Origin of the sequence: Actinomadura meyerae (genome assembly GCF_900188445.1) — a bacterium.
GTDB lineage: Bacteria > Actinomycetota > Actinomycetes > Streptosporangiales > Streptosporangiaceae > Spirillospora > Spirillospora meyerae.
Genome location: NZ_FZOR01000031.1, coordinates 40,908 through 67,175 on the forward strand (window position 1 = coordinate 40,908; position 26,268 = coordinate 67,175).

General features: G+C 73.0%; 28 protein-coding genes. 11 read left to right on the plus strand and 17 right to left on the minus strand.

The window, feature by feature from the left end:
* Window positions 1-66 precede the first annotated feature (66 nt).
* Together CHF16_RS27235 and CHF16_RS27240 are read left to right on the plus strand one after the other, a co-directional pair.
* On the plus strand, window positions 67-1,200 hold the full coding sequence (locus CHF16_RS27235; protein ID WP_218826856.1) for a sensor histidine kinase: 1,134 nt from the start codon (window positions 67-69) through the stop codon (window positions 1,198-1,200).
* Between the two features lie 9 nt (window positions 1,201-1,209).
* Window positions 1,210-1,866 carry a response regulator gene (locus tag CHF16_RS27240; protein WP_089328993.1) on the plus strand — a complete coding sequence of 219 codons (657 nt, stop codon included), beginning with the start codon at window positions 1,210-1,212 and terminating at the stop codon, window positions 1,864-1,866.
* A 22-nt stretch (window positions 1,867-1,888) separates the two neighbouring features.
* Here CHF16_RS27240 and CHF16_RS27245 read toward each other — a convergent pair whose 3' ends face one another.
* A complete protein-coding gene (locus CHF16_RS27245; protein ID WP_089328994.1) occupies window positions 1,889-2,791 on the minus strand; it encodes a TIGR03620 family F420-dependent LLM class oxidoreductase in 903 nt (300 codons plus the stop codon).
* Window positions 2,792-2,895: 104 nt separating this feature from the next.
* Between CHF16_RS27245 and CHF16_RS27250 the strand changes: the two genes are divergently transcribed.
* Window positions 2,896-3,591, plus strand: coding sequence for a TetR/AcrR family transcriptional regulator (locus tag CHF16_RS27250; protein ID WP_089328995.1), 696 nt, complete (start codon window positions 2,896-2,898; stop codon window positions 3,589-3,591).
* 128 nt (window positions 3,592-3,719) lie between these two features.
* On the opposite strand, the gene CHF16_RS27255 is transcribed toward CHF16_RS27250, so the two are convergent.
* From CHF16_RS27255 to CHF16_RS27280, 5 genes are all read right to left on the minus strand, one after another.
* Window positions 3,720-3,950 (minus strand): hypothetical protein, encoded by a 231-nt coding sequence (locus CHF16_RS27255; RefSeq protein WP_089328996.1) that lies wholly within the window; start codon window positions 3,948-3,950, stop codon window positions 3,720-3,722.
* A 65-nt stretch (window positions 3,951-4,015) separates the two neighbouring features.
* Complete coding sequence (locus CHF16_RS41530; RefSeq protein ID WP_245869298.1) at window positions 4,016-4,669, minus strand: nucleoside triphosphate pyrophosphohydrolase; 654 nt, start codon at window positions 4,667-4,669, stop codon at window positions 4,016-4,018.
* An 11-nt stretch (window positions 4,670-4,680) separates the two neighbouring features.
* Window positions 4,681-5,583, minus strand: a complete 903-nt coding sequence (locus CHF16_RS27270; protein ID WP_089328997.1) for a hypothetical protein — start codon at window positions 5,581-5,583, stop codon at window positions 4,681-4,683.
* Window positions 5,584-5,741: 158 nt separating this feature from the next.
* Window positions 5,742-6,491, minus strand: a complete 750-nt coding sequence (locus CHF16_RS27275) for a phosphotransferase enzyme family protein (RefSeq protein WP_089328998.1) — start codon at window positions 6,489-6,491, stop codon at window positions 5,742-5,744.
* A 192-nt stretch (window positions 6,492-6,683) separates the two neighbouring features.
* Window positions 6,684-7,967, minus strand: a complete 1,284-nt coding sequence (locus CHF16_RS27280; RefSeq protein ID WP_089328999.1) for a citrate synthase — start codon at window positions 7,965-7,967, stop codon at window positions 6,684-6,686.
* 129 nt (window positions 7,968-8,096) lie between these two features.
* On the opposite strand from CHF16_RS27280, the gene CHF16_RS27285 reads away from it, so the two are divergent.
* On the plus strand, window positions 8,097-8,759 hold the full coding sequence (locus CHF16_RS27285; RefSeq protein ID WP_089329000.1) for a thiaminase II/PqqC family protein: 663 nt from the start codon (window positions 8,097-8,099) through the stop codon (window positions 8,757-8,759).
* A gap of 12 nt (window positions 8,760-8,771) precedes the next feature.
* Here the strand turns inward: CHF16_RS27285 and CHF16_RS27290 are convergent, their stop codons facing one another.
* Window positions 8,772-9,644 (minus strand): serine/threonine-protein kinase, encoded by an 873-nt coding sequence (locus CHF16_RS27290; RefSeq protein ID WP_218826857.1) that lies wholly within the window; start codon window positions 9,642-9,644, stop codon window positions 8,772-8,774.
* A gap of 100 nt (window positions 9,645-9,744) precedes the next feature.
* Entirely contained in the window at window positions 9,745-10,674 is a 930-nt protein-coding gene (locus CHF16_RS27295; protein WP_089329002.1) for an aldo/keto reductase, read from the minus strand.
* A 178-nt stretch (window positions 10,675-10,852) separates the two neighbouring features.
* Here CHF16_RS27295 and CHF16_RS27300 point away from each other — a divergent pair, with 178 nt between their 5' ends.
* Window positions 10,853-11,641, plus strand: coding sequence for a hypothetical protein (locus CHF16_RS27300; RefSeq protein ID WP_089329003.1), 789 nt, complete (start codon window positions 10,853-10,855; stop codon window positions 11,639-11,641).
* 90 nt (window positions 11,642-11,731) lie between these two features.
* On the opposite strand, the gene CHF16_RS27305 is transcribed toward CHF16_RS27300, so the two are convergent.
* From CHF16_RS27305 to CHF16_RS40475, 4 genes are all read right to left on the minus strand, one after another.
* A complete protein-coding gene (locus CHF16_RS27305) occupies window positions 11,732-12,961 on the minus strand; it encodes a hypothetical protein (protein WP_089329004.1) in 1,230 nt (409 codons plus the stop codon).
* A 678-nt stretch (window positions 12,962-13,639) separates the two neighbouring features.
* Entirely contained in the window at window positions 13,640-15,508 is a 1,869-nt protein-coding gene (locus CHF16_RS27310) for an FtsX-like permease family protein (RefSeq protein ID WP_089329005.1), read from the minus strand.
* Window positions 15,508-16,218 (minus strand): ABC transporter ATP-binding protein, encoded by a 711-nt coding sequence (locus tag CHF16_RS27315; protein ID WP_089329006.1) that lies wholly within the window; start codon window positions 16,216-16,218, stop codon window positions 15,508-15,510. The genes CHF16_RS27310 and CHF16_RS27315 overlap by 1 nt, the downstream gene beginning before the upstream one ends.
* Window positions 16,205-16,378, minus strand: coding sequence for a hypothetical protein (locus CHF16_RS40475; protein WP_179271723.1), 174 nt, complete (start codon window positions 16,376-16,378; stop codon window positions 16,205-16,207). Before CHF16_RS40475 ends, CHF16_RS27315 begins: the two co-directional genes overlap by 14 nt.
* Window positions 16,379-16,736: 358 nt before the next feature.
* Between CHF16_RS40475 and CHF16_RS40985 the strand changes: the two genes are divergently transcribed.
* The 3 genes from CHF16_RS40985 to CHF16_RS27325 are packed head-to-tail and all read left to right on the plus strand — an operon-like array spanning window position 16,737 to window position 18,393.
* On the plus strand, window positions 16,737-17,177 hold the full coding sequence (locus CHF16_RS40985) for a hypothetical protein (protein WP_218826858.1): 441 nt from the start codon (window positions 16,737-16,739) through the stop codon (window positions 17,175-17,177).
* Window positions 17,144-17,740 carry a sensor histidine kinase gene (locus CHF16_RS40990; RefSeq protein WP_218826859.1) on the plus strand — a complete coding sequence of 199 codons (597 nt, stop codon included), beginning with the start codon at window positions 17,144-17,146 and terminating at the stop codon, window positions 17,738-17,740. The genes CHF16_RS40985 and CHF16_RS40990 overlap by 34 nt, the downstream gene beginning before the upstream one ends.
* Window positions 17,737-18,393 carry a response regulator gene (locus CHF16_RS27325; protein ID WP_089329007.1) on the plus strand — a complete coding sequence of 219 codons (657 nt, stop codon included), beginning with the start codon at window positions 17,737-17,739 and terminating at the stop codon, window positions 18,391-18,393. The genes CHF16_RS40990 and CHF16_RS27325 overlap by 4 nt, the downstream gene beginning before the upstream one ends.
* A 79-nt stretch (window positions 18,394-18,472) precedes the next feature.
* Here the strand turns inward: CHF16_RS27325 and CHF16_RS27330 are convergent, their stop codons facing one another.
* The 3 genes from CHF16_RS27330 to CHF16_RS27340 form a co-directional block, all read right to left on the minus strand.
* On the minus strand, window positions 18,473-19,429 hold the full coding sequence (locus CHF16_RS27330) for a hypothetical protein (protein ID WP_089329008.1): 957 nt from the start codon (window positions 19,427-19,429) through the stop codon (window positions 18,473-18,475).
* Window positions 19,430-19,517: 88 nt separating this feature from the next.
* Window positions 19,518-20,459: a helix-turn-helix domain-containing protein gene (locus tag CHF16_RS27335; protein WP_089329009.1), complete on the minus strand. Its 942-nt coding sequence runs from the start codon at window positions 20,457-20,459 to the stop codon at window positions 19,518-19,520.
* A 45-nt stretch (window positions 20,460-20,504) separates the two neighbouring features.
* Complete coding sequence (locus CHF16_RS27340) at window positions 20,505-21,038, minus strand: 2,4'-dihydroxyacetophenone dioxygenase family protein (RefSeq protein ID WP_089329010.1); 534 nt, start codon at window positions 21,036-21,038, stop codon at window positions 20,505-20,507.
* Window positions 21,039-21,237: 199 nt separating this feature from the next.
* Here CHF16_RS27340 and CHF16_RS27345 point away from each other — a divergent pair, with 199 nt between their 5' ends.
* Window positions 21,238-22,236, plus strand: a complete 999-nt coding sequence (locus CHF16_RS27345) for a class II glutamine amidotransferase (protein WP_179271724.1) — start codon at window positions 21,238-21,240, stop codon at window positions 22,234-22,236.
* A 167-nt stretch (window positions 22,237-22,403) separates the two neighbouring features.
* Entirely contained in the window at window positions 22,404-22,616 is a 213-nt protein-coding gene (locus CHF16_RS27350) for a helix-turn-helix domain-containing protein (protein ID WP_089329011.1), read from the plus strand.
* Between the two features lie 94 nt (window positions 22,617-22,710).
* On the opposite strand, the gene CHF16_RS27355 is transcribed toward CHF16_RS27350, so the two are convergent.
* Window positions 22,711-23,940, minus strand: coding sequence for a DUF2786 domain-containing protein (locus CHF16_RS27355; protein ID WP_218826860.1), 1,230 nt, complete (start codon window positions 23,938-23,940; stop codon window positions 22,711-22,713).
* 288 nt (window positions 23,941-24,228) lie between these two features.
* Entirely contained in the window at window positions 24,229-24,501 is a 273-nt protein-coding gene (locus CHF16_RS27360) for a hypothetical protein (protein ID WP_089329012.1), read from the minus strand.
* Between the two features lie 211 nt (window positions 24,502-24,712).
* Between CHF16_RS27360 and CHF16_RS27365 the strand changes: the two genes are divergently transcribed.
* Window positions 24,713-26,266 carry a long-chain-fatty-acid--CoA ligase gene (locus CHF16_RS27365; RefSeq protein WP_218826861.1) on the plus strand — a complete coding sequence of 518 codons (1,554 nt, stop codon included), beginning with the start codon at window positions 24,713-24,715 and terminating at the stop codon, window positions 26,264-26,266.
* The last annotated feature ends 2 nt before the right edge of the window (window positions 26,267-26,268 follow it).

Genomic DNA, 26,268 nt, shown 5'->3' on the forward strand with positions numbered 1-26,268 from the left:
CTCCGCCCCCGGTATGACGGCCGGTGGTCGGAGGCACCGCCCCGCCCCGCCCGCTACCGTCGTGACGTGGACGAATCCGAACTGCGCTCACCGCTCGCCAGGCGGTTCGGCCGGCGGGCCCTCCTCTGGCTGGACGCCGGGGCCGCGGTCGTCTACACGCTGCTGATGCTGACGCTCTCCGCCGCTCCGGAGACCTCCGCGCTCGCCGCCGTCCCGGTCGCCGCCGCGGCGGGCCTGCCGCTCGCGGTGCGGCGGCTGTGGCCGGTCCCCGTCTTCGCCGCCGTGCTGGCCGCGTCCACCGCGGCGCTGCTGCTCGGGCTGCCGTTCGACTCCTACGCGGCCGCCGCGTACGCGCTGTACCCGGTCGCGCTGGCCCGGCGGCGCCGCCGCTGGATCCCCACCCCGCTGATCGGCGCCGCCAGCGCCGTCCTGATCTTCGGCGGCGCCATCGTCGGACCCGCCGACTGGCACGCGGAGATCGCCGGGGAGGCGGTGCTCGGGCTCGCCGTCCTCGGCGCCTCCTGGACGCTCGGCCGCGTCGTCCGGGAGCGCCGCGCCGAGGCCGGCCGCGCCGCCCGCCGCCTCGTCGACCAGGCCGTCTCGGACGAGCGGCTCCGCATCGCCCGCGAGCTCCACGACGTCGTCGCGCACAGCATGAGCCTGATCGCCGTGAAGGCCGGCGTGGCCGTCCACGTCGCGGAGGCCCGCCCCGAGGAGGCGCTCGACGCCCTCCGCGTCATCGAGACGACCAGCCGCAGCTCCCTGGCGGAGATGCGCCACCTCCTCGGCGTGCTGCGCACCGACACCGACCTCGGGCCGGCCCCCGGCCTCGCCGACCTCACCGCCCTCGCGGAGCGCGCCGCGATGGCCGGCGTGCACGTCGACCTGGAGGTGGACGCCCCCGCCCTGCCCGAAGGCGTCGCCCTGTCCGCCTACCGCATCGTCCAGGAGGCGGTCACGAACGTCGTCAAGCACGCCGCGCCCGCCCGGTGCGACGTGCGCATCCGCGCCGACGGGCGGCGCGTGCGGATCGACGTCACCGACGACGGGCCCGGTACCCGCGTCCTGCCCGGCGGCGACGGGGGCCACGGGCTCATCGGCATGCGCGAACGCGTCATGATGTACGGCGGCGACTTCACCGCCGGGCCCCGGCGGGGCGGCGGATTCGCCGTGTCCGCCGACTTCCCGTACGAACCCTAGGAAAGACAGTTGGAACTGCGCGTCCTCGTCGCCGACGACCAGGCCCTGCTGCGCGGCAGCTTCCGCGTCCTCATCGACACCGCGCCCGGCCTCCGCGCCGTCGGCGAGGCCGGCACCGGCGCCGAGGCCGTCGAGCTCGCCGCGCGGGAGCGCCCCGACGTCGTCCTCATGGACGTCCGCATGCCGGAGATGGACGGCATCGAGGCGACCCGGCGGATCTGCGCCGACCTCCCGGACGTGCGCGTCCTGATCCTCACGACCTTCGACCTGGACTCCTACGTGTACGCGGCGCTGAAGGCCGGAGCGAGCGGCTTCCTGCTGAAGGACACCCCGCCCGCCGACCTGCTGTCCGCCGTCCGGGCCGTCGCCGCGGGCGAGGCGCTGCTCGCCCCCACGGTGACCCGCCGCCTGATCGCCGAGTTCGTCCGCCGCCCCGCCCCCGTCCAGCCGCCGCCCGCCGCGCTGGAGGCGCTGACCGACCGGGAGCGGGAGGTCCTCACGCTCATCGCCCGCGGCCTGTCCAACGCCGAGCTGGCCGAGCACCTCCACCTCAGCCCCGCCACGGTGAAGACCCACATCGGCCACCTGCTCTCCAAGCTGGGGGCCCGCGACCGGGCGCAGCTGGTGATCGCCGCCTACGAGACGCGCCTGGTCCAGCCCGGCTAGGCCGGCGCGGAGGGCGGGCCGCTCAGACCAGCGCGGGGGCGAGCCGCTCGTACAGATCGGCGGACGACGCCAGATCCGGTGCGGGGGCCATGGCGACCACGTGGTCGGCGCCGGCGTCCAGATGGGCCTGGACCCGCTTGCCGATCGCGGCCTCGTCGCCCCACGCGAAGCATGCGTCGACGACCTCGTCCGAGCCGCCGTCGGCCAGTGCCTCCTCCGGATACCCCAGCTCCCGCAGCGCGCGTACGTAGGGCGAGCCGGGAATGGAGAGGAGCGGCACTTGGCGGGCGGCGGCGCGCGCCTTGGCGGCATCCGCCTCCAGGATCACGCTGATGAAGACGATCAGGAGCTTGTCCGGGCCGAGCCGCTCCCTGGTCGCCCTGGTGTGCTCGACGGGCATCGCGGCGGGCAGCGCCCCGTCCGCCTGGTCGCGCGCGAGACCCTGCATCTTCGGTCCGAGCGCCGCCACCAGCCGGGGGAACGGCACCTCGGGCACCGGCGCGGCCGCGACCGCCGCGTCCATCCCGTTGAGGTAGTCGCGCATCCGCGCCAGCGGGCTCGTCCACTGCTGCCCGCTCTGCTCGACGAACGCGGGCATGCTGACGCCCACGCCGAGCGCGAGCCGGCCCGGATGGGCGTCCGCGAGGACGGACGCCGCGCCCTGCATGGCGGCGGGGTGCCGCGCCCACAGGTTCGCGACCCCCGAGCCGGCGACGATCCGCTCCGTCGCCCCGAGTAGGACGCTGAGCTGGGTGAACACCTCGCGGCCGCCGATGGCCTCGTTCGTCCAGAGCGACCCGTAGCCCGCGTCCTCGATGCGCCGGGCCGCCCGCCGCCATTCGTCCGCGGGCGCGATCGGCGTCATCAGTCCCGCGCCCACCCTGCCCAGCCGCTCCCGCATCAGCCGTACCGCAGTGACCGTCATCGGTCCTCCTATAATCGGAACGTACAACCCGCTTAGGACGTTACCGGAACGACCGCCCCGCTTGTCAACGCGACGGGCGCGCCGCCGCGGCGAAGGAGGACGGTGTGAGCAGCGAGCCCCGGCGCGCCGACGCCCGCCGGAACCGCGAGCGCATCCTGCGGGCCGCGTACGAGGCGTTCGCGGCCGAGGGCCGCCTCGTCCCGCTCGACGACATCGCGCGCCGCGCCGGGGTCGGGGCGGGCACGGTGTACCGGAACTTCCCGACCAAGGAGGCGCTGTTCGCGGCCGTCGTCAGCGACCGCGTCGAGCAGATCGTGGCCGAGGCGGAGGCGCTCGGGGACGCGGCCGACCCGGGCGCGGCCTTCCACGGTTTCGTTACGAAGATCGTCCGGCGGGCCATGGTGAACCACGCGCTGAGCGAGGCGCTGGCGGCCGACCTGGGCGACTTCGACGTGTGCGGCGCGGACGCGCGGTTCACCGCGGCGCTCGACGTGCTGCTGTGCAGGGCCCAGGCCGCCGGCGCGGTGCGCGGCGACGTCGGCGTCCAGGACGTGCGCGCCCTCATGTCGGCCGCGATGTACATGGAGCGCCGGCAGGGCGGCGACGGCCGCCTGGCGTCCCTGGCCTACGACGCGCTCCGCCCGGAAGTAACGAAACGAAACGAAACTCACGCCGCCCGCTGCGAGCTGTGCGGGGCCCCCTTCACGCCGGCCTCGACGGGCCGCCCCGCCCGCTACTGCGGCGCCGCATGCCGCCAGAAGGCCCACCGGCGCAAGCGGGGCGCGCCGAAATCCGGTTGAGCCCGGCCGTGCCCTCGGGCACCCTGTCCGGACCATGGGCCCACGCGAGCCCGTTCCTCCAGAGCTGGCGGCCGGACTGGGAATGCGGTGACGCCGCTCCGGCCATGGCCGCGCCGTCGTCCTCAGGATCAGGACCAGATCCTGTGGAGCGTCCACGGGGCGTCGCCACCGGGGCTGTGGACCTCCGCGATGGCGAGGCCGTCCGGCGTGGCGACCTGGAGGCGGTAGTACCTCGCCTGCCCGGGGGCCTGCCACTCCTCAAGCACCCGGCGGACCCGGTAGCTGCCCCGCCGGCCGGTGATGCGGGACGGTCGGCCGGTGGACGTGGTCTCCGTGGAAACGGGTTCATCGATCAGCACGGGACGACACGCTACCCGAACAGGTGTTCGAGAGATGGGGAAACGCGCCGCAGTCGAAGGAACGGTCATCGGCTCCGGAGACGAAGGATCAGCCGCTCGTCGAAACCGCCTCTTTCGGCCGCTTTGGCGGCACGCCGCCGCTCCAGTCCGGCGGGCGTGAGCCCGTGGGTCGCGGCGAGCGCATGGACGACCTCGAGTACATCGGCGAGTTCGCCCGGGTCGCCGCTCGCGATGTACTCGCCCGCCTCCTCGACGAGCTTGGCGCGGAGCCACCCGGCGTACTCCGCCCGGTCGGCGACACGCGTCTCCGGCTCCTCGCCGGACGCCCGGATGATCTCGGGTATCCGGTCCCGGACGAGCTTCTCCGTCGAGCCGCCTTCCTCGGCCGCGTGGACCACCGCGCCGTGCCGCCGGTCCAGGGACTGGATCCACTTCACCGCGACGGCGGCGGTCTGCACCAGCTCGTTCCGGAGGGCGACCGGGTCCGACTCGGCGAGGGCCTCGAAGAACTCCTCGGCCAGGATGTGCCGCCACGTCAGCTCCCCCTTCGTCCAGGCGGTGGCGCACTCTCGCTTGGCCCGCTCCGCCTCGTCGCCGAACTCCGGGCCGCTCCCGTCGGGGAACTCCTGCACGCCCCACATGCGGTCCTGGGCATGACGTTCGCTTCTGACATCGGCCAGCACGCTTTCCAACGCCCCTGGCGCTTCCACCTCGTCCATGGGCCCCGACGTTAGCCGTGTGCGGTCGTTCGGTCGGGGTCGCAGGTGACGAGTTCGTGGAGGATGGGCGGTAGTTCGTCCCAGAGCCATTCGTTGAGCGTGCCCGGGAAGCTCCTCGGAGGCCGGATGCCCAGGCGGTGGGGAGCGACTTCGGCCAGGCGCACCGGGACGGGGCCGTCGTCCCACATGGGGTCCCGAATGCCCCAGAAGGCCGAGAAGTCGGCGCTCGTCAGCCTGAGCTCATCCGGGAGCACGTGGTCGCCGGGGTGCCGCCCCAGGGGGAGCAGCCGTTGCGCGGTCGTGCGGAGGAGGTTGAGCGCGGCCAGGTCGTGCGGGCACGCCACCCCGGTGATCTCCAGTTCCGGGATGCCGAAGCGGCGCAGCCCGGTGGTCCGGAGCGCGACGCAGGCGCAGCCGTCGATGTCGTCCTCGTCGGCGGTGCAGCGGCCGGAGTCTCGGTAGGGCGGCAGGCACGCGCCGAGCCACTCGTCGGCGAGGGCGGAGCCGTTCAGGCGGCCGAGGCGCGCCACCGGCAGCGTGCGGCCGGTGGCGAGGTCCACGAGCACCCCGCGGAGCGACTCGGCGATCGCCCCGGCCGTGGCGCGTGCGACCTGCGGACCGGACGGCACCTCACCGGACGGAAGAACGGCGGTGACGCCGATGTGCCATGGGGCGCGGCGGGCCCGCTCCGCATCGTCCCGATCGTCGCCGTTCACGTCGCTCAGGTCCCAGGGGGAATCCTCGGCGGGATGACAGGCGATCGCGAGGTGCGGCGTACCGGGGCGCTCCGCCGTCGCCGTGCCCAGGGAGCCCGGGAGCCGGCGGTGGAGCGCCGCGGGGTCGCCGGGATCCTTGCCGGCCGCGATCACGAAGCCGGCGGTCGTCTCTTCGGGAACCGTGATGGTGACGCGCATGGCAGCCTCCTCGTTGCCTGGACCGGCGTTCGTCGTCCAGCGTCGAGGAGGCCGCCGCGCACGTTCACTAGAACGGGGTTCTGTGGATATCCGGGTCAAGGCGCGCGGCGCATCGCCCGCCTTCGCGCATGGTGGCTCGGCCGCCGGCTGCTCACCCGTCAGCGGCCTTCTCCCGCCCTACGGGTGATCTTCAGGTCCGCGAGGCGTCGCCGGGCGTAATCGTTCTCGATGCGCCAGCCGCAGGCAGCCTCCCAAGCGTGGACGGCGGCACGGGCGCGTGCCTGCCGGGCGGCGGGCAGAACCGGAATCGGCAGGTCGGCCAGGTCGAGGTCAACGTGGTCGACCCGGGCCTCGTCCCAGTCCAGGAAACCAACGCCACTCGGGGTCACCCGGATATTGCCGGGCCCGGGATCACCGTGCACCACCGCCATGGGGACGCCGACGAGCCCGCGCCACGCCTCGCGGCAGGCCCGGACGGCTGCCCGCGGCATCGCCGACAGATCAACGTCCCCACCGCACTCATGAAGCAACAGGTCGCGGGTGGACCGGAACCCGGGACGCTGCGACCAGCCTCGCGTGACCGCATGCAACCGCCGCAGGTCAGCGGCCACGGCCACCCAATCCCCAGCTGCGGGCGGGCGCCCATCGAGCCACTCCTGCACCACCACCCCCCGCACGTGGCGCCGACCGTCCAGTGTGGGCACTACAGCCGGGACAGTGAAGCCACACCCGCCCAGATGTTCCAGGAGGTCCAACTCCCAGTCCAGTGCCCTTACCGTTCGCCTACTCCGCCGTACCGCCAATCGCCGCCCATCGCCCGCGACAGCCTCCCGCACGTGGTTGCGGTTACCGCCGCCCGGCCTCCCCGTGATCCGGATGTTGCCCCAGGCGCGAAGGTCCTCCTCCATCTCCTCATTCTCACGCCGCGAGCCATGACCGCGTCCCGTGCAGGCGCGAAGATCACAGATCACCCGTACGCACCCGCACGTGAACGGGGCGGCACCCGATCTTTCGGGTACCGCCCCGCAGAGGCGATCGTTCTCATGCTGATAAGGGCCCCGGGGTGTCCGGCTGGACGCCCGGGGGTGGGCGTGCGGCCATCAGCGCTCGGAGGCGGCCACGTAGTGGCGCTCGCCCGGGCCCACGTACACCTGGCGCGGGCGTCCGATCTTGGTGGCCGGGTCGTTCATCATCTCGCGCCACTGGGCGATCCAGCCGGGCAGCCGGCCGAGCGCGAACAGGACGGTGAACGCGTTGGTCGGGAAGCCCATCGCCTTGTAGATGACGCCCGTGTAGAAGTCCACGTTCGGGTAGAGCTTGCGCTCGACGAAGTAGTCGTCGCTCAGCGCGACCTCTTCGAGGCGCATGGCCAGGTCCAGCAGGGGGTCGGACTTGCCGAGCGCGTCCAGGACCTTGCCCGTGGCCTTCTTCACGACCGCGGCGCGCGGGTCGTAGTTGCGGTAGACGCGGTGGCCGAAGCCCATCAGCTTGACGCCGGGCTCCTTCTTCTTGACGCGCGCCACGAACGAGTCGATGTCGTCGCCGTCCTCGTGGATGCGCTCCAGCATCTCCAAGACGGCCTGGTTGGCGCCGCCGTGCAGCGGGCCGAACAGGGCGTCCACGCCCGCCGACACCGACGAGAAGAGGTTCGCCTGGCTGGAGCCCACCAGCCGCACGGTCGAGGTCGAGCAGTTCTGCTCGTGGTCGGCGTGCAGGACGAACAGCATGTCCAGCACCCGGGCGATCTCGGGGTCGATCTCGTAGGGCTGCGTGGGCAGCCCGAACATCATGCGGAGGAAGTTCTCCACGTACCCGAGGGAGTTGTCGGGGTACAGCAGGGGCTGCCCGTTGGAGGTCTTGTAGGCGTACGCCGCGATCGTGGGCAGCTTGGCGATGAGCCGGATGCTCGACTGGTCGACCTGCTCGGGGTCGAACGGGTCGAGGCTGTCCTGGTAGAACGTCGACAGGGCGCTGACCGCGGACGACAGCACGGCCATCGGGTGGGCCCGGCGCGGGAACGCGGAGAAGAACGCGCGGAACTTCTCGTCCAGCAGCGTGTGGTTGCGCACCTTGTCGGTGAACGTGTCGAGCTGGTCGGTCGTCGGAAGCTCGCCGTAGATCAGCAGGTAGGCCACCTCGAGGAAGGACGACTTCTCCGCCAGTTCCTCGATGGGGTAGCCCCGGTAGCGGAGGATCCCCGCCTCACCGTCGATATAGGTGATCGCCGACGTGGTGGACGCGGTGTTGGTGAAGCCGGGATCGAGCGTGACATGCCCCGTCTCTTTCAGGAGGCTGCCCACGACCAGCCCTGACGGCCCCTCGGTCGCCTCGGAGACCTCCAGAGGCATCCGGCCGCCCGCGTGGTCGAGCTCGAAATCCGACATACTCGCTCACTCCCAACTGGGTCCACACCTGCGTAGACGTTCTGCTCCTCATCGTATCCACGTGATCACCAACGCCGATCCGGCGCGTCCCGGTTGACCGCGGGGCGGCTCGGGTGCTCCCGTGGAGGCGTGACCGATGACAGGGCCGCGGAACTCGTCGCGCGCACTCGCGGGGAACTCGCGGGCGCGGCGCCGGCGAACCGCTTCGTCGACATGCTGGAGACGGGCGATGTGCCCCGGGAACGCCTGGTCTGGCTTGCGGGCGAGGAGTATCGGATCGTTGGCAGCGATAGGCGAAGTTTCGCCCTGCTGGCGGCGCGATTCCCGAATTCGTCCTCGGGAGAGCTGTTCCTGGGACTCGCGCAGGGCGAGGCGCACGCCCTGGGGCTGCTGCGGGAGTTCGCCGCCGCGCTCGGCCAGAGTGAGAAGAATCTCATGGCGTACGAGCCGAAACCGCTGGCGCAGGCCTATCCGGCCTTCCTCGCGCAGAAGGCGGCCTTCGGGACGGTCAGCGAGGTCGCCCTGGCCATGCTCGCCAACCTCGCGGAGTGGGGCTCGTACTGTGCGCGTACGGCGCGGGCCCTCCAGACCCGGTACGGCCTCTCCGGGGACGCGGTCGGTTTCTTCGAGTTCTTCGCCGAGTCCCCGCCCGGCTTCGAGGAGCAGGCCCTCGACGTGATCGCGTCCGGGCTGGCCTCCGGTGACGACCCGGTCGAGGCCGCGCGCGCGGCCCGCCTCCTGCACGCCTACGAGACCGCCTTCTGGGACGTGCTCGCGCAGGACCTGCCGTAACCGGGCGTCCCGTCACTCCCTGAGCGTGGGCAGCTCCCCGGTGATGTCGACCAGGGTCCGCTCCTGCGCGCCGATGAGCTGCTCGACGTCCACGGGCGGCCATTCCTCGCCGTAGTGCGCGTCCAGCAGCGTGGACAGGGCGACGAGGACCTGCTCCGGAGTGGGACGCTCTCCGGGGTCCTTGCTCAGGCAGCGGCTCACGAGCCCGACCAAGGGGGCGGGCAGAGGGGTGAGGTCCGGTTCGCCGTGGACGATGCGTGCGCGGACCTTGTGGCCGGTGCCGAACGGGGCGGCTCCCGTGGCCGCGAACACGAGCGTCGAGCCGAGGGAGAACACGTCGCTCTCGGGATGGACGGGGTCGCCGAGGGCCTGCTCGGGCGACATGTAGGCGGGAGTGCCGAGAATCTCGGTGCGCGACAGCGGCAGCGCGTCCAGCGGCCTCGCGATGCCGAAGTCGATCACCCTCGGCCCGTCGGACGCCAGCAGGACGTTGGACGGCTTCAGGTCGCGGTGCACGATGCCCGCCCGGTGGATCGCGATCAGCGCCTCGGCGAGCCCCGCCCCGAGGCGGCAGGCCGTGCGCTCGCGCAGCGGACCCTTCTCCCGGACGACCCTGGCCAGGCTCACGCCCCGGATGTACTGGGTGGCGAGCCACGGCCGGTCCGCGTCCGGATCGGCGTCGACGACGGGGGCCGTGTAGAACCCGCTGACCGCCCGCGCGGACGTCACCTCGCGGCGGAACCGCTCCCGCCACCGCGGATCGTCCAGGAGTTCCGGCCGGATCACCTTCACGGCGACGAGGCGCCTGCTGGGTGACGCGCCGAGGAACACCTCGCCCATCCCACCGGCTCCGAGCCGGGCGACCACGCGGTACGGGCCGATCACGTCTGGAAGTTCTGACTGCATGGGCAAGGGGAGGATCCGATCATGGTGGGCCGCGCTCAATCGTGCCATGGGCGGACGCCCGTCCGGCAGCTCGCGGAGGTCACGTCCAGGGCAGCGCGCCGCGTTCGGCCCAGTAGCGCTCGGGGGAGACGCGCAGTTCCGCCAGTGCCGCCAGCTCGTCCTCGTCGAGGGACAGCGTCGACGCGGCCAGGTTCGACCGCAGCTGGGCCGGGCTGACCGCACCGATCAGGACGGTCCCGGCCCAGGGCCGGCCGAGGGCCGCCGCCAGGGCGACCGCGTCCGGCCGTACACCGTTCTCGGACGCGATGGCCAGCACTGCGGCGGGCGGCTGAACGGCGAGCCGCCCGTTGGCCAGCACCTCCTTGAGCATGACGTGCAGCCCCTCCGCGTGGGCCTCGCGCAGGGCGTCCTCGGCCGAGGTCTCCAGGACGTTCCAGGTCGACTGGACGGAGGTGAAGAGCCTCTGGCCGGAGACGTCCAGTTCCATCGCCCGGCGGATCGTCTCGGCCTGCCTGGGGCCTGAGGTGGAGAAACCGACGCGGATGCCCTCGGCGCTCAGCTCGGCCATAGCCTCCTGCAGCCGGACGTCCTGGAACAGCGGGCTCTCCTCAGTCAGGGAGTGGACCTGGTACAGGGAAAGGTGCCCGTCCAGCAGTTCGCGGGTCTCCCGGTACTGGGCGCGGTAGCGGTCGAGGGAGTGCTCCTTGACCTCGTGCACCTCGGCGTCGGTCTTCCAGTCGCCGACATAGGTGTAGCCCCACTTGCTGGACACGGTCACGCCATCGGGTGCGCGTGCGCTGAGCCAGCCGCCGAGGAACTCCTCGGCCCTGCCGTACGAACGTGCCGTGTCCACCCATCGGACGCCGGCCGCATAGGCGGTGTCGAGGACGTTCCACGTGGCTTCGCGCATCAGGTCCACGCTGCGCTCCGGCGGCAGTTCCCCGGCCCGTCCCACGTTGATGTAAGCGGGCCGCCCCAGGGCCGCGAGCCCGATTCCCAAGCGCTCCATGGATACAGCCTCGCATGCCGTGCCCTCTCCCGAAGACCGGGTCAATTGCCCCGGGTTTTCCGATAAATCCGCCACACGTCCGCGGACTGTCCACAGAATCGCGTTCCATAGCTCGCGGGAGGTCCGGTCCGTGAGGCTGAGGAGCGTCAATGTCGAACCCGCGACGAAAGGCACGGCAATGGCTGCGCAGACCGACCGCACGCAGTACGGCCCCCACCAGTTCGCCGTCCGTCTCGGGCTCACGCGGTGGCAGCTGCGCGTGGGCCTGGAGCACGGCGTCCTCCCCGGCCCCGACCTGGACGACGGCCGCTGGTCCGCCGGTCTCGCCGAGAAGGCCCGGGAGGCCGGCCGGGAGGTCATCGCCCGATTCGGCGACGATCCGCCGGTCGGCTCCTCGCGCGCGGCCGCCCGCCTGGCCGCGCGGGTGAGCCTCGACGTGGAGCGGCGGGACGTCGAGGTCCTGGTCGCCCAAGGCGCGCTCGACGTCGTCAGCACCTTCCGCGGGCACCCGGTGTACCTCCTGCGCGACCTGGACGCCCTCGACCCGGAGGCCGTCCGCGCCGTCGTCTCGACGCGGAAGGGCCCGCTCATGGACTCCGTCGACACGGGCGGCGCGATGGCGATACTCGGCTGGCCCCGCCGCACGTTCGACCGCGTCGCGAGCGAGCGCGGGCTCGCGACGGACCGCCTCGGCCGGTACGCCCTCGCCGACATCCAGGCGCTGAGGGCGGACGACCGCCTGGCCGGCGAGATCGCCGAGGAGAAACGGCACCTGGCCCTCGCCAGGAAACGCGAGGCCGAATCCCATGCGGAGGACGTGGCGCGCGGCTGGATGCTGCGCTGCTTCGCCTACGTGGACGGCGACGCCGAGCAGCCGCCGGACATCGGCGTCATGAGCCGGGCCCTGCGGAACCTCCGCGCCCTCAGAGCCGAACTCGCGGGCCGCCGGGAGGCCGCCGCCTGCTGACGCAGACTTGCCGGGCCGTGCCCGGACGGCAGAGGTGCCAGGTGGAGGGGGCGGGCATGGGCCTTCGATGCGACGGCCCAGGGGGCGAGGTCAGGGACGGCGGGGGGAGGAGCGGCGTTTGGGGGAGGGCTTCTCGGGCTTCTTGTGCCGTGCCAGGGCCGCGAGGAGACGGTCGCGGGCCTCGGTGCGGGAGAGCGCCGGAACGTGGTCGGGCAGGCCGGCGGCCAGGCCGGCCGGGGCGGTGACCCGCCCGGTGTCGTCGATCACGGCCCGGTCGCCCGGCCACGGGCCGAGGAGGATCGCGGAGGCGCCGCCGGGGTGCCGGGTGAGAAGCGCCTGGATCCGGTCGGGCTCCTGGCTGCAGTCGGCCACCAGGAGGAGCCGCCTCGCCCTCGTCACGCCGGTGTTCTCGCGGATGACGAGTTCGGTCTCCAGGTAGGCGAGGGCCGCGTCGAGGTTGCCCGGGATGAAGAGCCCGTCCGTGTCGTCGTCGAGCAGTTCGTCCTCGGCCAGCCCGAAGAGGGTGGTCGCGTCGGGGCGCGGGACCACGACCAGGCAGTCGTCGCCGTGCTCGTCGAGGGCGGTCAGGGCCAGGACCCGCGCGGTGGAGACCGCGCCCGGCCCGGCCAGGCCCGTGGCCGGGGCGGCGAACGGGTCGCAGGCCGGTCGGTGGCCGAAGCGGGCGGGGGCCGGCTCCTCCTCGGGGAGGCCGAGGGTGGGCAGGCCCGCGGCGACGGCGTAGAGCCGGTGCCGGAAGGGGTAGCAGATCGCCGCCGCGGCGGGGATGAGCAGGCTCAGCAGCAGCACCGGCTGCAGGGAGGGGGGACGTGACTCCACCTCGTCCGCCCGCTCCCGTACGCGCGCCGGCTCGCGGGCGGGCGCTGTCGGGGGAGGGGGCGGCGTCCGGTCGGGGGCCGGGGACTCGTCGAGCGGGGGATCCGGCCGCCCGCCGCGGGGGCTCGGCTTCAGGAGCGGTGCCGGGGAGGGCGGCTTCTTCCGCCCGGACTCGGGCTTCCAGCCGTGCCGGCCCGCCCAGCGGGGGAAGTCCCGGCCGCGGCCCGATCCTCTGCGAGACCTCTCGTACATCGACCGCCATGCCTCCTTGCACTTGCGCCAGTCGCCGATGGTCACGGTGTGGCGGCAGACCTGCGGCACGGATCTGCGCACTCCCGGCTCGGGATGCGCGGCGGCCTGCGACGCCGCGGCGGCTCCGATGGAGATCGCGCCGGCCACCGCGGTGCAGCCCAGCACGCCGCAGGTGCAGCGGAACCAGTCGCCGAGCAGGCCGGCGAGCCTGGGATGTGCCAGAAAGCGGATCATCTTCGCCCCGGGGGATCGCGTCGGTCACCGTGAGAATGCCGATCGTAGTCAATTTGGCTACGGAGCGTTGAACATTGCTCACACTCGACTGAACGATCCGTGCTGCCGGGGTGGCGGCGGAAATGTGTGTTATGTCGTGGATGGAGGCAAAGACAGATGATGTCATGCAGGGGCCGTGGCGACGTGCCGCAAAGGCGGAAATCCTCGGCGTGTCGGCCCGCAGGCTCGCCTTTCCCGGGCGGTGGGCCGAAAGGTCCGGGGGGCGGGTTCGCGGATGATGCGACAATGGCCGGCCCGTCCGGAAGGCGGCGGGACGGCATGTATGGGTGACCACACGGTGTTATAAGTCTCACTCGGTGTTATCGCCCCGGGGAAAGTGCGGACGAGATGCCTTCCTGCTAATTTGCCGCGCTTGTGGCGATTCGTCCACCCGGATGTAATGTCCGGTGTATCGCGGGGTGCTGGGGGATGTGCTTCCGCCACACGAATTGCTTGCAATGTACCCCCGTCAGCCAGGCGACGTGGCGACCTTCCGATTCGGGCGTCCCCTGCGCGTTCGGGCTATTCGCGTTCGGAGAGATCGGTGCCGGCTCGTTCGAGCACGGGCCGCGCCGTCCGGTCGGCGGCCAGCAGGGCGATCGCGCCGAGCGCGAGCAGGCCGGCGAAGACGCCGGCGCTTTAGGGGTTGAGCGGGCTCGCCGAGCTGATCGTCGCGCCGCCGGCCAGCCCGGCGGTCGCGGCGATGCCGCCGAGCAGCGCCGTCGGCAGGACCATCTCCCGGCGCTGCGCCGTGAGCAGGACCGCCTGCGGGGTGCCGGCCAGTCTGAGGGCGATGAGCGTGTCCCGCTGGTCGAGGATGCGCGCGATCGTGCCGATGATCATCGAGGCGAGGGCGACCAGGGCCGCGGTCGGCAGCACCAGGAAGCCCATGGCGACCCCGTCCCGCAGCAGCCACATGCTCGGCAGGTCCTCGGCCAAGGTCATCTCAGGGCCCCAGAGGCCGTGCTCGATCATCGCGGTGCGGGCGCGGTCGGGCTCCTCACCGGAGCCGTGCGTGACCAGGGACAGTGTGGCCCACGCGTCCCGGTCCTCGAGCCAGGACGGCGCCGCGGCCGTCCCGACGTCGGCGCGGACGCCCCCGGTCCGCAGCACGGCCTCGGCCCTGCGGACGGCGGCGTCCACGGTGGCGGCGGGCACGACGGCATCGAGCCGCTCGGCCCGCGAGGCGTACTCGCCGGCGTTGCCGAGCCCGGCCGGGAGGCTCATGGCGACGAACCCGGCGATGAAGGCGGCGAGTGTCAGGCCGCCGACCGCCCGCCACGCGCCGCGCGGGCTGTCCGACAGGCGCCGTCCGGCGAGGAAGGTCGCCGGACGCCGGGCGCGCCAGGCCAGCAGCCTGCCGAGTCCCGCGACGATCCACGGCCCGGTCGACACCAGTCCCCAGCCCAGCACGGCCACGACGGTGAAGGCGATCCCCACGAAGGGGTTGCTGCCGCGCACCCAGAACAGCGCCACCGCCGCGCCGATGAACAGTACCGACCACAACCGCATGCGCGCCGGGTCGCGGCGAGCGCGGCGGTACGTGCCCAAGGGGTCGCGAACCGCCGCAAGGAGCCCGTTGAGTGCGCCCAGAGTCAGCATGCCCACCACCGCGGCCACGGTCGCGACCGTGAGCGGCACCCCCGGCCGCACGTCCGCGGGAAACCATCCCCCGCCCTTGATCGGCACCTGGGCGGTCAGCGGCACGAGGACGCGATGGAGCAGCGCCCCGCACACCGCCCCGATCGAGGCGAACGTCGCCACTTCGGCGATGGTCAGCCGCACCACCTGCGAGGTACGGGCGCCGAGCAGCCGCAGGGTCGCCAGCCGCCGCTGCCTGCGGCCCGCCATCAGCCGGGACGCGAGCCCGCCGAGGCCGGCGAGCGGGAGCGCGGTCAGGACGACGGCGAGCAGCGCGATGTCCCGGTAGGTGGTCTGGTAGAGGTCTGGAGTGGCCGACCAGCGGTCGATCCTTGCCGGCGTCACCGAGGAGACCTCGTTCCACTGGTGAGGCGGCCGGCGGTCGCGCATCGAGGGGTCGCCGGGACGCCGGCCGACCACCGCGACGAGCTCGCCGGGATGCTCGAGGGTCTCCCGCGAGAGTTCGGCGGTCACCCGACCCGCGAACCTGTCGGCGAGCTGGTCGGCGGGCAGGTCCGCCATCAGCTCGGCCAGGCGGGGAGAAGCCCAGATTTCGCCCGGCGCCGGGAATCTCCCCATCCCCGGGACAGCGGGCGGGTCGTCCCCCAGGGCGGCCAGTTCGATCACCGCGAGCGGACGGTCTCCGACGTAGTCGGTCGAGACGGCCTGGACCGCCGTGGCATCGCCTGCCGCCGCCTCGGGGGTCCGCCACGCCGTCCGCTCCGCCCGGTGATCCAGTCCCTGCTGCAGGCCGAGCAGCAACAGCAGGATCATCGTGATGACGGCGCCCGCCACCAGGGGGAGTGCGACCTCGAGCCGAGCGGACCGTCCGCCGCCGCGCAGCAGGCGCGGCCACAGTCCGCGCATCACCGGACGCCTTCCGGCTCGGGCGTGGTCCGGCCGTCCACGACATGGACGATCCGGTCGCAGCGCTTGGCGACCCGCTCGTCATGGGTGACGAGCACCAGCGCCGACCCTCGCTTCCGCACCGTCGACACCAGCAGCGACACGACCTCGTCGCCGGTCCTCGTGTCGAGCGCGCCGGTCGGCTCGTCGGCGAACACGATCGCGGGATCGAGGACGAGCGCGCGGGCGATCCCGACGCGCTGGGCCTCCCCGCCGGACAGCTCTCCCGGGCGCCGCCGCTCCAGGCCCTCGAGGCCGAGCGCCGGGAACAGCTCCCTCGCCCGGGCGACCGCGTCACGGGGGCCGGCTCCGTCCAGCATCAGCGGCAGCGCCGCGTTCTCGGCGGCCGGCAGTTCCGGCAGCAGGCCGGGGAACTGGAAGACGAAACCGAAGTCCGACCGCCGCAGATCGGTGCGCCGGGCATCGGGCAGTTCGTCGACCCGGACGCCGTTGAACAGCACTTCCCCGCCGTCCGGCCGCACGACGCCGGAAAGGCAGTAGAGCAGCGTGGACTTGCCCGACCCGCTCGGCCCCATCACGGCGACCAGCTCACCCCGGTCGACCACGAGCGAGGCGTGATGCAGCACGGTGGTCCGCCCGTAGCTCTTCGTCAGGCCCACTCCGGAGAGCACCGGACGGGCGCGCCCCGCGGCACCGTCAGCCCGCGTCATGGCGGTGCGACAGATCGAGGCGTTCCCGGCCGGAGATCCCCGGCATCGTGCGGCAGGCCGCGAACGGCGACTGCCGCCCGTCCTTCGCGGGCCGGCCCGGCAGTGCGTGCGGGCGCGGTGAACCGGGGGGAGCCTTGGTGTGCATGGTCTGCGATGACATGCGCACAGCCTCACCGGCCGGCGGTGACCGGGGCATCGGCCATAGTCGGTCGGCGGCCTCGTCGGAAAGTCGGAGCCGTCCAGGGCCCGAGTACACCTTTCTCTGGATGCTCTGGCGGCGCGGTGCCGGATAGCGTGCGACCCATGAGGCCGCCAACCCCAGCCGACCTGCGCCCCACGGCGGTCCGGGCGGCGGTCCGCGGGCGGCGGCACCAGCTGGTCGACGCGGTGGCGGCCATCGCCCTCGCCGCGAGCACGCCGTCCGGTGACGGCGGATCCGGCCGGTCCCTGGGCGAGGTCGGGATCGCCTACCTCGACGGGACGCCCGCCCGTGGATCGCGCTGCCGCTGGGGCTGGCCGTGGGCGCCGCGGCCTGGTGGCGCCGGCGGCACCCGCTGCCGTTCGCCGCGATCACCCTGGCCGGCTGGGTCGTGCTGTCCGCTTACGTGGCCGTCATGGTCGCGCAGTACACCCTGGCGCGGCACATGGCGTCGCAGCGGACGCGATCACAGCAAGCGGTGCGGATCGGCATGCTGGCGGGATCCGCGGTGGCGGTCGGCGTCCCGGTCTGGCGGACGGGCGGCGGCGACGCGGCGCTGGCGGTCACCGCCGTGATCTGCGGGGTCCCGGCCCTGCTGGGGCTCTATGCCGGCGCGCAGAGCGAGCTGATCGCCAGGATGCGCGAACGGGCGGACCGCGCCGAACGCGAGCAGCACCAGCGCGTCCTGCGGGCGCGCAGCGCCGAACGGCCCAGATCGCCCGGGACATGCACGACGTGGTCGCGCACCGGGTGTCGCTGATGGTCCTGCACGCCACCGCGCTGGAGGTGGCGCGGGACCAGGACGCCACCGCCATCGGCAAGCAGATCGGCGTCATCGGGCGCGAGACGCTGGGCGAACTGCGCTCACTGGTGGAGGTCCTGCGCGCCGACGGGGACACCGCCGTGCCGCTCGCGCCGCAACCCACCCTGGCCGATCTCGGCGACCTGGTCGAGGCGTCCCGCCGCCTCGGCATGCCGGTCACCTCGGAGTTCGTCGACGACTGCGACACCGCGCTTCCCGCGCTCGTCGAGCACACCGTCTACCGTGTCGTCCAGGAGGCCCTGACCAACGTGCACAAACACGCAGCCACCGCGCGGACGCACGTCCTCGTCCACCACACCCGCGGTTCCCTGCACCTGCGCGTGACCAACGGCCCGGCTCCGCAGGGCGGCCGCACCGAGCTGCCCGCCGGAGGGCACGGCCTGCTCGGAATCGCCGAGCGGGTCCGGCTGGTCGGCGGCGAGCTGACGACCCGCCCGACGGACGAGGGCGGGTTCGACATCACCGCCGAGATCCCCCTGACGAGGCAGCACACCCCATGAGCGAACCGATCCGGGTGCTGATCGCCGACGACGAGTGGATGGTGCGCTCCATGCTGCGCACCATCATGGAGTCGGCGCCGGACATCACCGTGGTCGGCGAGGCCGGCGACGGCGCCGAAGCGGTGACCATGGCCCAGGCCCTCTACCCCGACGTCGTGCTCATGGACATCCGGATGCCCCGCGCCGACGGGCTGACGGCCACCGAACGACTGGCGCGCTCGCCCCGCCCGCCGAGCGTCGTCATCCTGACCACCTTCGACCTCGACGAGTACGTGCGAACGGCCCTGGCGCACGGCGCGGCCGGCTTCCTGCTCAAGGACGCGACGGCCGCGGACATGATCACCGCGGTCCGCAGCGCGGCACGCGGCGAGGCGATGCTCTCGCCCAAGGTGACCCGGCGCCTGCTCCAGCACTTCGGCAAGACGGCAACGGTACGAACCGAGGCCGAGCACCGCCTGAAAGTCCTGACCACCAAGGAACGCGAAGTGCTCACAGCGCTGGGCAACGGCCTGTCCAACACCGACATCGCCTCCAGCCTGCACATGAGCGAGGCGACCGCCAAGACCCACGTCAGCCGGATCCTGACCAAACTCTCCCTCGCGAACCGCGTCCAGGCCGCCATCCTCGCCCACCAGGCAGGACTACTCGACTGACCCCTCGCTCTCCGCACCTCGGCCCCCGGCGCCTCGACCACACCGCCCGCTCCGGCCGTGCCGATGCCGCCCGGTGGCGTTAGGCGGCCTGTGAACGGTCGGCGGGGGATTCGAGGATGTCGTACATGCCCAGGGGGAGGGTGCCGCCCCAGAGCCAGTCGTTGATCGTGCCGTCGAAGTCGTCGGGCGGGGTGACGGTGAGGAGGCGCGAGGTCAGCGGGGTGAGGGTGATCTGGAACGGGTCCGGCGGGGTGAGCGGGACGCGGCGGGCGGTTCCCCAGAAGTCGTTGAAGTCGCGCCGGGTGAGGTCGAGCGCTGCGGGGATCGTGCGGCTGCGTCCGGCCGGGCCGGTCGCGAGCCAGGACCAGTGGCCGGTCAGGAGGCGGCGCGCCGCGGCGCGCAGGACGTTCAGGGCCGCCAGGTCGTGCGGGCAGGCGACGTCGCCGATCTGGAGCTCGGGCAGGCCGAAGCGGCGGAGGCCGCGGGTGCGCAGGCGGACGCAGGCGCACCCGTTGACGCCCTCGGGGTCGAGGTCCGGGTCGGCGGCCGTGCAGCGGCCGTTGGCGCGGAACGGCGGCAGGACGTCGCCCAGCCAGCGGTCGGCGAGGACGAAGCGCGTCCGTTCGGTGGCGGGCGGGGCCAGGACGTGGCCGGTGACGAGGTCGGCGGGGACGCCGCCGAGCGCCTCCGCGAGGGCGTACGCGGCTGCTCGGGCGACCTGGGCGCCGCGGGGCTGGTCGGTGATCGGTGTGAAGGCGGTGATGACGGCGAACTCCGAGGCGTCGTTGAAGGCCCGTGCGGACGCCCGGTCCCGCGGGGCGGCCGCGCGGATCTCGCCCGGGTCCCAGCGGAGGGCGGCGGAGTCCTCCCGGGTGAGCCGCAACTGCGGGGAGCCGAGCCGGCCGGTGATGTGGGCGTGGAAGGGGCCGGACGCGGCGTCGCGGAGAAGGGCCGGGAGGTCGTGCGGGACGCCGCCGGCCGCGACGGCGAACCGCGAGGTCGTGGTGGCGGGGACCGGGAACGTGATCGTGGCCATCGGGCCGCTCCTTCCGGAAGGGGACGTCGCCAGCCTGCGCGACCGGCCCCGAAGAAGGCAGCAGAATCCGGTTCTGGGGATAACCCGGTCAGCGGGGCCGGATCGCACCGGGCGTGGAGCCGAAGCGCTCGCGGAAGACCCGGGTGAAGTGGGCCTGGCTGGCGAAACCGTGGCGGTGCGCGATCTCCGCGACGGTCGCCGCGGCCGACGCCGGGTCGGCCAGGTCCGCCTTGGCCTTCGCCAGCCGCCGGTCCAAGACGTAGCGGGCCGGAGTGAGGCCCTCCGGTTCGAAGACGCGGCTGAGGTGGCGGGCGGAGATGCCCAGAGCGGACGCGACGCGCTGGGGGCTCAGACCGGGATCGTGCAGATGCCGGTCGATGTAGTCCTTGGCCACGAGGAGGTGGAGCAGGCGCGTGGGGGACGCGGGGCGGTCACCGGCCTGTTCTGCGGCGAGCAGGCCGAGCAGTTCGAGGGCCAGGTCGTCGGCATGGTCGGGCCCCTCGCCCGTCGTCAGCTCAAGCAGAAGTGACCGCAGCGTGCGGGAGGCGGGGGAGGGACGTGCCGCGCTGAGGGCTATGGGAGCGGGCAGGACCGGCGCCTGAAACCGCTCTGCGAACACCTCGCGCGGGACGTCCAGGAGGAGCTTCCGCATCGGGGCGGAGAAGCCGAACAGGTACGGACGGGCCGTGTCGTACAGGACGATGTCTCCCGCGCGGACCGTCAGGCACCCGCCCGAGTGGAAGAAGACGGCCTCGCCCTTGAGCACGAGGCTCGCGAACACCGAGTCCTTGGGGAAGTCGCGGCAGATGCCGGGCGTCCGCTCGATGACATGCGCGTTGCCCCGGATGTCGGCCAGGCGCAGCGCCCCCACGCGCAGGTTCGCCTGCCGGGCGAGCAGGCCGCCCTCGGCGTAGGACGTGCAGGTGAGCCCGACCAGGGCGCGCGCGTTGTACCGCTCCCAGTAGGAGACCCGGTCGCCCGGCGGGACGTCCTCGGTCGATACGCGCGACTCCAGCACCGAAGCGGCCATCTCGACCTCCCTCGCAGGTGGGAGGTCGAGTCTAGCCAGCGTCCGTCAGCGGAAGAGGGAGTCGACGTAGTCCGAGCCCAGGCCGACCTTGTCGTAGTGCTCGCGGCACATCGCGATGTAGTCGTGGACGTCGAAGTACCCTTCCGTGTCACCGTTCTCGTCGAGCCAGATGAGCGGGCCCTTCACGATGAACATCGTCTTCATGGGTTCGCCGCTCTCGTAGGCGACGAGCGTGTGGCCCTCGCCCGGCGCCTCGTAGATGAAGTCGCCCGCCGTCGCCGTCCACGGGCGTTCGAGGTAACCCCACTTGCCGGAGATGGTGTAGGCGAACACCTCGTGCGGGTGGTAGTGCCGGTTCACCAGGCCGGCGCTGGTGGCGCGCAGGATGTCCGCCCAGGAGTTGTCCTTGACGTTGATCCAGAGCGGGCGCGAGCCGACGGTCTCGGTGAACGGCACGTAGTAGCGGTCGTCGTCGGTGGCGACCTTCGGCAGGTACACCTCGGGCAGGGCGTCCGGCTTCTGGGAGTTCTGGATCGGCTTCAGGTTCTTCCAGAACTCGGTGGTGGCGTCCTCCGGCATGGCTTCCTCCAGTCGCGTCGGTCCGTCGGTCGGCGGTGAACCGCTGACCGGCAGTGAACCGTGCGGCCGCGGCCGTGTCTTCCCGCTGCCGGACGTCCGGCCTTGCCCGCCCGGGACACCGGCGATTCACCGGACGGTCGGCCGCGACGTTCGGTAAAATCCTCGTCACCCGCAGTAAAGATCATTAAGAGGTGACGACATGTGCCGGCTTTTCGGGATGAGCACGGGAGGCCCCCGCGTCCGGGCGGCGCACTGGCTGCTGGACGCGCCGCGGAGCCTGCGCGCGCAGAGCCACCGCATGCAGCACGGCGCGGGCCTCGGCTGGTTCTCGCTCGGCGGCGAGCCCGTCCGCGACCGCGCGCCCCTGGCCGCCTTCGAGAACGCCGACTTCGACCTGCACGCCCGCAACGTCCCGTCCCACACCTTCGTCTCGCACGTGCGGGACGCGTCCGTGGGCGGCCTGACCGTGCGCAACTGCCACCCCTTCGTGATGAACGACCGGCTGTTCGCCCACAACGGCGTGGTGAAGGGGCTGGACGTCCTCCGGACGTGGCTCACCGAGGTCGAGCACGCCCACGTCGCCGGGGAGACCGACTCGGAGCTGGTGTTCGCCTACCTGACGGCCGAGATCCGGCGCCGCGGCGACACCACGGCCGGGATCGTCGAGGCGGTGCGCCGCATCGGCGCGGAGCTGCCCGTGTTCGCGCTCAACCTCCTCGTCGCCGAGTCCGGCCGCCTGTGGGCGCTGCGCTACCCGGAGAGCAACGAGCTGTGGGTGCTCTCACCGGAGCGGGGCGGCGCCGGCGAGCCCGCGGGCCCCGGCGCCGTGCCGGCCGTCGTCCTCGCCAGCGAGCCGATGGACGACGATCCCGGCTGGCGGCTCCTCGAACCGGGCGAGCTGCTGGTGGTCGACGGGCTCGCCGAGGAGTCGCTGTTCCCGTTCGCGCCGCCGCGGCATCCGCTGCGCCGCGCGGACCTGTCGCTCCGCGAGGCCGCCTCCCAGGCCGTCTCCGAGCCTGCGTCCCCGGCCGTCTCCCCGGCCCCCGCGGCGGCCCCCTCGGCGGCCGGGGCGGCGGCGCTCCCGCCGGTCCCGGAACCGGCCGTGCCGGCGCTGGGGCGGGTTCCGGTCCGGGTGCCGGTGCGGGCGGTGATCGTTCGGAACGGGCGGACGCCAGCGGTTCCGGACCCGTCTGTCTAGATCCGACACGCCGTTCACCACGGATAAGACCAGCTTCGGCCGAATTCGCGGTGATTCGCGCGGCATCGACGGCGTAATCAGGGGGAATGTGTACGTTGGGGAGATCAACACTGCTGTGAGCTGCGGGGACGGGCCCCGCAGCCCAGCCTTGGAAACAGGAGGTCCCCGTGGCTCGAACACTGTCGAGGGGCACCCGCGTCACCGGTGCCGAACGCACGCAGCTGGCCGCCGAGCTCGCTCCGCGCTACGCGGCCGGTGAGAGCATCCGCGACCTGGCGGCCGAGACCGGCCGGTCGTACGGGTTCATCTACAACGTCCTGAAGGAGGCGGGAGTGCCGCTGCGCGGGCGCGGCGGCAACACCCGGCGCAAGAAGGGCTGACCCGCTCCCGAGACCACGTACGACCACATCAAGGCCGAGAAGGAACGAGCACATGGACGGACGTCCCCCTCGCCCCCCGGGGGGACCCCGTGCGCTAAGGACGGCGGAACGCCCCGGTGACCTCGGAGCGCCCGTTCAGGCTGGCGAGGTCCGCGGCGGCGCGCCCGGCCACCCAGCCCTCATAGTTGGAGACGGACCCCGCCCGCCCCTGGGCGAGGTTCGGGAACATCTCGTCGACGGCCCGCTCGACGGCCCGGTCGCGCGCCGCCAGCACGGGAAGAAGATCCTTCCCGCCGGCGTCGGCGGTGGCCCGGTCCGCGGCCTCTCCCGCGGCCTCGCGGAGCCGCTCCCCGATCCGGGACGCGTACGCGTTGAGGAAGGCGTGCCGGAACGACCGCGTCCGTGAGCGTCCCCGCGCGTCGCGCCGCGGGCCCGCGTGCACCATGGCGGACGTCGCCTGGACGAGCAGCGACGTGAACAGCATCTCCACCGCGGCCAGATCGGCCGGGAAGCCGAGGACCGTGGAGAACCCCAGCTCCCGATGCCAGACCGCGCGGCAGCGGTTGGCGTCGGCGACCACCGTCAGCAGGACGGCCTTCGGTGCTTCGTAGGGGTTGTCCACCGCGACGCGCCGCCCGGCGGGCCCTCGCGTGTCGCCCGTCTCCGCGGCCAGCAGCACATGGTCGATGCTGTGCCGTGCGATGAGTTCCTGGGCGCGCGCGCTGAGCGCCTCGGCCTCTTCCGGGAACTCGGTCGACTCCGCCTTGGCGAGGAGCGCGCGAACCTTGCCGAGTACCCGCTGATCCACCTCCCGCATCGGCTCCGACGCGGGCTCGCCCGCCCCGGAGGAGCCCGAACCGGGCGGCGGGGCGAGCGGCGGGAGCTTCGGCAGCGTCTCCAGGATGTGGACGAGCTCGATCGCCGTCGCGATGTAGTCGGCGTGCTCCACGCCCTCGCGGTCGCACCACTCGGCCGGATGGGAGTCGTCGTCCGTCCACCACACGGTGGCGTCGAGGGAGGCGAGCTGCTCGTGCCAGAGGGCGTCCACGGTCGTGGCGGCGTAGGCGCGCATCTCGCCGGCGATCGCGTCCGCGGCGAGCGCGGCGTGCCGGGCGGTGCGCCGGCGGGAGGCGAACCGGACCACGTCGGCCGGCTGCCAGCCCCGGCTCCAGGCCGTCGTGACGCCCCGCCGCAGCCGGTCGGCCAGGTACCGGTCGGCCGCGAGCGCCCAGCGCGGTGTGCCGGACCCGTACTCCAGCTCGTCGACGAGGTCGCGGAACGCCGCGCCGTCATCCCGCGCCAGCGCGGCGACGGCCTCCGACACCAGGGGGCCGGCCGCTCCGGCCGCCGGCTCCGCGCCGGGATCCGGGTCCGAAAGAGGATCCGAGGGCGACTCCGGCGATCCGGGACCGCGCCGCCGCCACGACTTCCACACCGCCACTCCCACGGTCTGCTTGCACGGGCACCCAGCATCCTGCCATCCGGTCCGGACCCGATCGGCCGCCACCGCGACGTTTCGCGGGTTTCGGCGGAGACCGGAGTCGGCCGGACCGGTGGCGGCATGCGACGGCCCCGGCCGCGAGGGCCGGGGCCGGGTCGCTTCAGAGGACGGCTACGGGCCCGCGTGCTCGTCGCCGCGCATCTCCTCCACCACGACGCTCTGGTACGCGCGGGAGGTGTCGGGGACGTAGCTGAGCCGCGCGAGGGCCTTGCCCTCGTGGTCCCTGATCTCGAAGTGGTAACCCCGGCCGGCCTCGCCGACGTGCGCCACGGCCTGGTCATGCCGCAGGCGGCACATCGTGTCGACCTTCTCCAGCGCCACCTTCAGGCTCCCCGCGTCGCTGATGAGCCGGGCCGGCTCGCTGGTCTCCCAGATCTCGAACATTGATCGTGTCCTGTCGGCGGTCGCTTCGAAGGAACGGGCGGGGCATTCCAGACGTCTGGGACAGCTTGCGCCCCATTGATGGATCTTTCAATCAGTTCAGGTATCGGATTGGTCACCATTCGGAGTTGTCCGCGCTCATAGTGTCATGCCCGCACGCCGTCGTGGACCAGTGGTTCCCCGGGAGTCCGCGGATCGGTAGGGTCGGCGGCACGTGACCGAATGGGATTCGGAAGGGGCCGGGGTGGAGTACCGGGTCGTGTCCATCGTCCGAGACCACGCGCGCGACCGGGGGACGGCGCCCGCCGTCACCGGGGACGGGCGCACCGTGACCTACGCCGAGCTCGACGAACGCTCCAGCCGGGTCGCGCAGGCCCTGCGGGCGGCGGGGCTCGGCCCCGGCGCGCGCGTCGCCTACGTCGGCAAGAACGCGCCCGAGTTCTTCGACCTGCTGTTCGGCGCGGCGAAGATCGGCGCCGTGACCGTCCCGGTCAACTGGCGGCTGACCCCCGCGGAGATCGCGGCGATCGTCGAGGACGCGGGCGCGCCGGTGACCGTGCTGGACGCCGAGTTCGCCGGCCTCGCGGAGCGGCTGCCCGGCGGCGCGGTCCGCACCGGCGAGGAGTACGAGCGCTGGCTGGCCGGGCATCCGGCCGACGACCCCGGCTACACGGGTGAGCCGGACGACATCGTCGTGCAGCTCTACACCTCCGGCACGACCGGGGTCCCGAAGGGCGTCCAGCTCAGCAACACCAACTTCGAGGTGGGGGAGCGGATGGCCCGCCGCTGGGGGCTGGACGCCTCGTCGGCGAGCCTCGTCCCGATGCCGCTGTTCCACATCGGCGGCACGGGCTGGGCGCTGGCCGGGCTGTACGCGGGCTGCCGGCAGGTGCTCGTCCGCGACATCGACCCGGCCGCCCTGGTCGACACCTTCGAGCGGGAGCGGATCACGAACGCGTTCATCGTCCCGGCCGTCCTGCAGTTCATGTGCCAGGTGCCGGGCGCGGCGGACCGCGACTACTCGGCGCTGCGCGCGATCACCTACGGCGCATCCCCGATCACCTCGGAGGTGCTGCGCCGCGCCCTCGACACCTTCAAGGCGCCGCTGTTCCAGCTCTACGGCATGACGGAGACGACCGGCGCGATCGTCCAGCTCGAACCCGAGGACCACGACCCCGAGGGGCCGCGCGCGCACCTGATGCGGTCGGCCGGGCGGCCCTACGACTGGGTCGAGGTGAAGATCGTCGAGCCGGGCGGGGACGCCGAGCGCCCGCCCGGCGAGGTCGGCGAGGTGCTGACGCGCTCGCCGCAGAACACCCCCGGGTACTGGAACCGCCCGGAGGACACCGCCCGGCTGCTGGCCGGGGACGGCTGGCTGCGCACCGGCGACGCCGGGTACGTCGACGCCGAGGGGTACCTGTTCCTCACCGACCGGATCAAGGACATGATCGTCACCGGTGCGGAGAACGTGTACCCGATCGAGGTCGAGGAGGTCCTCGCCGCGCATCCCGCCATCGCGGACGTCGCGGTCATCGGCGTCCCGGACGAGCGCTGGGGCGAGACCGTCAAGGCCGTCGTCGTGCTCGCGCCGGGCGCCGAGCCGACGGAGGACGAGGTGCTCTCCTACGCGCGCGAGCGGCTCGCGGGCTTCAAGCGCCCGCGCTCGGTCGACTTCGTGGACGAACTGCCGCGCAACCCCAGCGGCAAGATCCTCAAGAAGGACCTCCGCGCGCCCTACTGGGAGGGATTGGGCCGCACGATCGCCTGAGC

Coding starts and splice junctions, on each gene's coding strand:
- CHF16_RS27335 (WP_089329009.1), bottom strand. CDS start 20,459: ATGGCCGCTTCGGTGCTGGAGTCGCGCGTATCGACCGAGGACGTCCCG.
- CHF16_RS27300 (WP_089329003.1), top strand. CDS start 10,853: ATGGCTGCGCAGACCGACCGCACGCAGTACGGCCCCCACCAGTTCGCC.
- CHF16_RS27295 (WP_089329002.1), bottom strand. CDS start 10,674: ATGGAGCGCTTGGGAATCGGGCTCGCGGCCCTGGGGCGGCCCGCTTAC.
- CHF16_RS27305 (WP_089329004.1), bottom strand. CDS start 12,961: ATGATCCGCTTTCTGGCACATCCCAGGCTCGCCGGCCTGCTCGGCGAC.
- CHF16_RS27340 (WP_089329010.1), bottom strand. CDS start 21,038: ATGCCGGAGGACGCCACCACCGAGTTCTGGAAGAACCTGAAGCCGATC.
- CHF16_RS27275 (WP_089328998.1), bottom strand. CDS start 6,491: ATGGAGGAGGACCTTCGCGCCTGGGGCAACATCCGGATCACGGGGAGG.
- CHF16_RS27310 (WP_089329005.1), bottom strand. CDS start 15,508: ATGCGCGGACTGTGGCCGCGCCTGCTGCGCGGCGGCGGACGGTCCGCT.
- CHF16_RS27330 (WP_089329008.1), bottom strand. CDS start 19,429: ATGGCCACGATCACGTTCCCGGTCCCCGCCACCACGACCTCGCGGTTC.
- CHF16_RS27270 (WP_089328997.1), bottom strand. CDS start 5,583: ATGCGCGTCACCATCACGGTTCCCGAAGAGACGACCGCCGGCTTCGTG.
- CHF16_RS40475 (WP_179271723.1), bottom strand. CDS start 16,378: ATGTCATCGCAGACCATGCACACCAAGGCTCCCCCCGGTTCACCGCGC.
- CHF16_RS27325 (WP_089329007.1), top strand. CDS start 17,737: ATGAGCGAACCGATCCGGGTGCTGATCGCCGACGACGAGTGGATGGTG.
- CHF16_RS27345 (WP_179271724.1), top strand. CDS start 21,238: ATGTGCCGGCTTTTCGGGATGAGCACGGGAGGCCCCCGCGTCCGGGCG.
- CHF16_RS40990 (WP_218826859.1), top strand. CDS start 17,144: ATGCACGACGTGGTCGCGCACCGGGTGTCGCTGATGGTCCTGCACGCC.
- CHF16_RS27245 (WP_089328994.1), bottom strand. CDS start 2,791: ATGACGGTCACTGCGGTACGGCTGATGCGGGAGCGGCTGGGCAGGGTG.
- CHF16_RS27360 (WP_089329012.1), bottom strand. CDS start 24,501: ATGTTCGAGATCTGGGAGACCAGCGAGCCGGCCCGGCTCATCAGCGAC.
- CHF16_RS41530 (WP_245869298.1), bottom strand. CDS start 4,669: ATGGACGAGGTGGAAGCGCCAGGGGCGTTGGAAAGCGTGCTGGCCGAT.
- CHF16_RS27280 (WP_089328999.1), bottom strand. CDS start 7,967: ATGTCGGATTTCGAGCTCGACCACGCGGGCGGCCGGATGCCTCTGGAG.
- CHF16_RS27315 (WP_089329006.1), bottom strand. CDS start 16,218: ATGACGCGGGCTGACGGTGCCGCGGGGCGCGCCCGTCCGGTGCTCTCC.